This is a genomic window from Mesorhizobium sp. M5C.F.Ca.IN.020.32.2.1, from assembly GCF_004023105.1.
Taxonomy (GTDB): domain Bacteria; phylum Pseudomonadota; class Alphaproteobacteria; order Rhizobiales; family Rhizobiaceae; genus Mesorhizobium; species Mesorhizobium wenxiniae.
Genome location: NZ_RZSX01000689.1, coordinates 1 through 3,496, shown reverse-complemented (window position 1 = coordinate 3,496; position 3,496 = coordinate 1). Strand labels below are relative to the sequence as shown.

Sequence of the window (3,496 nt, the reverse complement as noted above, 5' to 3'; positions counted from 1 at the left end):
GAATCATTGCAGCCGGCGACGCCTATCGCGGCAATCAGAAGTCCGGTGCGGGCAAGCTTGGCAAACATGGATATGGCTATGTCTTTTCTTTCGGACCGCAGGCATCAGCGCCGTCAGGCCCAACCCTAAGCCCGTTAACCTTGAAAATTCCTTACCGCAAGCGCCGGACGCATCCCCTTACAGCAATTTGATTGAACCGAATGCCGCGGCATTTTTGTGGCGGAAGCGCTCAATCTCGCCACATTACGGCGCGGACACCCATCTTGCGCTAAAGGTTTCGCCCCATAGCCAGGTATTTCTCGCGGCGCTGCTCGCGAAAATCGGTGTTGGCGCCGGAGAACTCCTTCATCGTCTTGGCGATGAGGTCGCCGGTGGCGGCAATCACCGTTTCCGGGCCACGATGGGCGCCGCCGAGCGGTTCGGGAATGATGGCGTCGATGATCTTCAGCTCCAGCAGATCCTGGGCGGTGATCTTCATGTTGGTCGCCGCATCCTTCGAGCGGGTGGTGTCGCGCCACAGGATCGAGGCGGCGCCCTCCGGCGAGATTACCGAATAGATGGCATGTTCGAGCATGTAGACGCGGTTGGCGGTGGCGATGGCGATGGCACCGCCCGAGCCGCCTTCGCCGATGACCACCGAGATCGACGGCACCTTCAGGCCGAGACAGGCCGAGGTCGAGCGGGCGATGGCTTCGGCCTGGCCGCGCTCCTCGGCATTGACGCCGGGATAGGCGCCGGCCGTGTCGACCAGCGTCAGCAACGGGATGTTGAAGCGATCGGCGAGTTCCATCAGCCGCACCGCCTTGCGATAGCCCTCCGGCCGTACCGAGCCGAAATTATGCTTCAGCCGGCTGGCCGTGTCGGAACCCTTTTCCTGGCCGATGATCGCCACCGGCTCGCCGCGGAAGCGGGCGAAGCCGCCGACGATCGCCTGGTCCTCGCCGAAATTGCGGTCGCCGGCAAGCGGCGTGAAATCGTTGAACAGGCCCTTTATGTAGTCGACGCAATGCGGTCTGTCCGGATGGCGCGCCACCTGCACCTTCTGCCACGGGGTCAGCGCCCTATAAGTGTCGCGCAATGCGTCACGCACGCGTTTCTCGAGACGGCTGATCTCATCGCCGACATCGACCGCCTCGCCATTCTCTGCGAGCTTCTTCAGCTCGACAATCTTGCCTTCGAGATCGGCAACCGGCTTTTCGAAATCGAGGTAATTGTACATTCTTGAGCGGACCGATAAGCCGGGAGGCAATGACTGACGGAACCTGGGAAATAGAGTCGCCGGGCGGTGGAACGTCGTCCTCACATAGCGATATGACGTCTAGTCGGCAAGCGGGTGATGATCGTTGACCAGCCGCACCAGCCGCTCCTCCAGAACATGCGTGTAAATCTGCGTCGTTGAAATATCGGCATGGCCAAGCAACTGCTGCACGGCCCTGAGATCGGCGCCGTTCTGCAGGAGATGGCTGGCGAAAGCATGGCGCAGCACATGCGGCGATATTTTCGCAGAGGCGATGCCGGCGCGCGCGGCAAGGCCCTTCAGGTCGCGGGCGAAAACCTGCCTGGAGAGATAGCCGCTGTCGCTTGCTGCTGGAAAAAGGAACGGGCTATCTGCGAAAGCCGGCACCGTTGCCCGGGCAGCGAGCCAGGCCCGCATTGCCATGCGCGCCTTTGCCGACAGCGGCACCATGCGTTCCTTGTCACCCTTGCCGCGCACCATGAAGAAACGATCGTCGCGCAGCGCCACCGTGACCGGCAGGCCGACCAGTTCGGAAACGCGCAGGCCGGTGGCGTAGAGCACCTCGACTAGGGCATGCAGGCGCAGCGCCGCCAGGTTGTCGCCATCGTTCAGCGAGGCGTCAGCTGCCTCCTGCGCTGCACGGTCGATCAGCCGGCCGGTGTCGGCCTCGCTCATCGTCTTCGGCAGCGGCCGGCCCTTCTTCGGACTGTCCAAGGTTCCGGTCGGGTCGTCGCCGCGCAGGCCTTCTGCATAGAGGAACTTGAAGAACTGGCGGATCGCCGACAGTTTGCGTGCCTGCGAGGTGGCAGCAAAACCGCGCGCCGCGATCTCGTCGAGATAGCCGCGGATATCGGCGGCGGCGGCACCCGCGAGCCCGCCGTCGATCTCGGCCGAAGCGTCTTCGAGGTCGCGGCGATAGCTGGAAAGCGTGTTTTCGGCAGCGCCGCGCTCGGCACTCATCATTTCCAAAAAGGCTTCGATGCGGGCCGCGCTATTCATTTCTTTTGGGTCAGTTTTTCTCTTTTGGGTCAGTTTTTCTTGGGGTTCAGCATTTCGGGAGGAATGCGTACGCTCATTTCGGTCTTTCTCGGCTCGACGAACATCGCCAGAGCGAACATCGTGCCATAGACAATGCCGGCCAGAATCGTGAGCGTCACGACAAAGCGGAACAGTGTCGGCATCAATTTTCGCCCGTCTTCTTGTTCTGCGTTTCCAAACCCTGTGCCCTTATGAGACGCCAATCCGGCCAATTCAAGGGCGAAGCTCGGACGACGCTCGGCGCCGCCACGCTTGACGCAATCAGGCTTTTGATGTCGATACGCCGACAAAGAGGGCCTAAGCAGGCATTCGTGGGCTGGCCCACGAATGCCTGCTTAGATTCTTTGGCTTGTCGCAGTTCTTGTCGCCAAACCGTAGGACACTTGGCGGAACCTGCTTAGAAACATCATGGTGTCATGAACGCACTACCAGCAAATCCTCCCGATGAGAGCCATGCCGCGCTGCTCGGCCGGCTGGGCAACCGTTCCATCGTCTTTGTCGGCCTTATGGGCGCCGGCAAGACGGCGATCGGCCGCAAGGTGGCGGGCATCCTGGGACTGCCTTTCATCGACAGCGATCAGGAGATCGAAAGCGTGTCGCGCATGAGCGTCCCTGAATTGTTCGAACGCTATGGCGAGACCGAGTTCCGGGCGCTGGAGCAGCGGGTCATCCTGCGCGTGCTGGAACATGGTCCGCAGGTGCTGTCGACGGGCGGCGGCGCCTTCATGAGTGCGCAGACGCGGGAGGCCATTGCCGCCCATGGCGTGTCGGTATGGCTGAAGGCCGAGATCGACCTCTTGATGGACCGCGTTTCCAAGAAGCAGAACCGGCCGCTCCTGAAAAGCGCCGACCCCCGCGCCGTGATCGAGCGGTTGATGGCTGAGCGCTATCCGGTCTACGCAGCCGCCGATGTCACCGTGCCGACCCGCGACGATCGCAAGGAGGTCATCGCGGCCGAGGTGGTGAATGCGCTTTGCGGGTATTTCGGCGTTGCGGCCGCGACAGGCGAGGTGCGGTCGTGAGCACCAATACGAACGTCACCGTCGAAGTCGGGCTCGGCGATCGTGCCTATGACATATTGATCGGCTCCGGCCTGCTTTTGCGCGCCGGCAGCGAAATTTCGCGCCGCCTGCCCGGCACGCGCGCCGCAGTGGTCACCGACGTCAACGTCGCCGCAGCACACCTCGAGACGTTGAAGGCCGGCCTTGAAAAGGGCGGCAT

5 protein-coding genes and 1 pseudogene are annotated in these 3,496 nt (G+C 62.2%); 3 read left to right on the top strand and 3 right to left on the bottom strand.

The genetic code is table 11. From position 1 onward, the window contains the following. The coding region (locus EOA86_RS39605; protein WP_206630141.1) for a hypothetical protein at positions 1-191 on the top strand (191 nt) is incomplete at its 5' end. A 77-nt stretch (positions 192-268) separates the two neighbouring features. On the opposite strand, the gene EOA86_RS27050 is transcribed toward EOA86_RS39605, so the two are convergent. From EOA86_RS27050 to EOA86_RS27040, 3 genes are all read right to left on the bottom strand, one after another. Further along, on the bottom strand, positions 269-1,219 hold the full coding sequence (locus EOA86_RS27050; protein WP_029348641.1) for an acetyl-CoA carboxylase carboxyltransferase subunit alpha: 951 nt from the start codon (positions 1,217-1,219) through the stop codon (positions 269-271). Between the two features lie 99 nt (positions 1,220-1,318). After that, a complete protein-coding gene (locus EOA86_RS27045; protein WP_095517831.1) occupies positions 1,319-2,236 on the bottom strand; it encodes a site-specific tyrosine recombinase XerD in 918 nt (305 codons plus the stop codon). A gap of 29 nt (positions 2,237-2,265) precedes the next feature. Then, a complete protein-coding gene (locus EOA86_RS27040) occupies positions 2,266-2,418 on the bottom strand; it encodes a histidine kinase (protein ID WP_128344485.1) in 153 nt (50 codons plus the stop codon). A gap of 273 nt (positions 2,419-2,691) precedes the next feature. Here EOA86_RS27040 and EOA86_RS27035 point away from each other — a divergent pair, with 273 nt between their 5' ends. Continuing rightward, positions 2,692-3,297, top strand: coding sequence for a shikimate kinase (locus EOA86_RS27035; RefSeq protein ID WP_128344484.1), 606 nt, complete (start codon positions 2,692-2,694; stop codon positions 3,295-3,297). Continuing rightward, a pseudogene (locus EOA86_RS27030) lies at positions 3,294-3,496 on the top strand (3-dehydroquinate synthase); the annotation flags it as partial. The gene EOA86_RS27035 and the pseudogene EOA86_RS27030, both read left to right, overlap by 4 nt.

What these genes read in the sequence shown, in the direction of transcription:
- EOA86_RS27040 (WP_128344485.1), bottom strand. Translation starts at nt 2,418, where the DNA reads ATGCCGACACTGTTCCGCTTTGTCGTGACGCTCACGATTCTGGCCGGC.
- EOA86_RS27035 (WP_128344484.1), top strand. Translation starts at nt 2,692, where the DNA reads ATGAACGCACTACCAGCAAATCCTCCCGATGAGAGCCATGCCGCGCTG.
- EOA86_RS27045 (WP_095517831.1), bottom strand. Translation starts at nt 2,236, where the DNA reads ATGAATAGCGCGGCCCGCATCGAAGCCTTTTTGGAAATGATGAGTGCC.
- EOA86_RS27050 (WP_029348641.1), bottom strand. Translation starts at nt 1,219, where the DNA reads ATGTACAATTACCTCGATTTCGAAAAGCCGGTTGCCGATCTCGAAGGC.